Annotated in this window: 1 protein-coding gene; it reads right to left on the reverse strand. The window is 55.0% G+C overall.

The genetic code is table 11. The features are described from left to right. The coding region (locus PHU01S_RS26085; protein WP_164763208.1) for an XkdQ/YqbQ family protein at positions 1–876 on the reverse strand (876 nt) is incomplete at both ends.

Below are 876 nucleotides of genomic sequence, written 5' to 3' on the forward strand. Positions count from 1 at the left end.
TTCTTTTTCTTCTTTTTCGCGGATGCCTTCGCGGCCTCGTCGTCTTCGTACGGAAGCTTGGGCAAGTCATACGTACGCGATAACGTAACGCTCATCCGGTGTACTCCGCCCTCCCACGTATGGCGGTCGGTCGATACGTAATAGCCGCCGGCAATGTCCGTCATCGATTCAAACGCGTAGACGGCGCCGCCCGCGACCACGTCCGCCAGGCCGAGCGCTTCAACCGTTACCTCTTCGCCTACTTTCGCGAGATCGGCCAGACGTTGCTTCGCAAGCTGCTGTATTTGTGATTGCGTCAGCTTTGAGTCTGCAGTTTCGAGGTGCTGCATCGTTCCATACTTCGCCACCATCGCGCTATCTGTCGCGGTCGCCGTTCGAGGAGCCTTTTCGTCATCCCCGCCGATGACCTTTACGGTCGTGCGCGTTTCTTCGATTGATTGCGAACGGCTTGCGGTCAGGATATTCACGCCATCTTCGAGCATCCATCGGACGGCGGCGTCTTTACGTTCCGCGAGATACAGGCGACCGGACGACGAGTACACGCGGTATTTCTTACCGTTTTGTTTACTCGTTTCGGTCAGCGCGGTCAGCATCATATCCCATAAGTCTTTATTGCGGAGAACCATGCGCGGAATCACGTAGCCCGTTTCGGCAATCGTTCCAACCGGTACGCCGAACGCCGAACATATTTCGCGTATTATTGCGGATGCCGTCTTGCCGACAAACTTGCGCGTATCCATGTTTTTCGTAAGATACACGTTTTCGTCGTACGCCGTTATCGTCGCGCTTCCGGATTGACTGACTTCGTAGGTAAAAATGATGCCGCGAAAAAGGCCGGCATTGTCCGCATAAAACCGGATCTCTTTGCCGACCTCG

It is taken from the genome of Paenibacillus humicus NBRC 102415, from assembly GCF_004000905.1.
In the GTDB taxonomy this organism is placed as follows: domain Bacteria; phylum Bacillota; class Bacilli; order Paenibacillales; family Paenibacillaceae; genus Paenibacillus_O; species Paenibacillus_O humicus.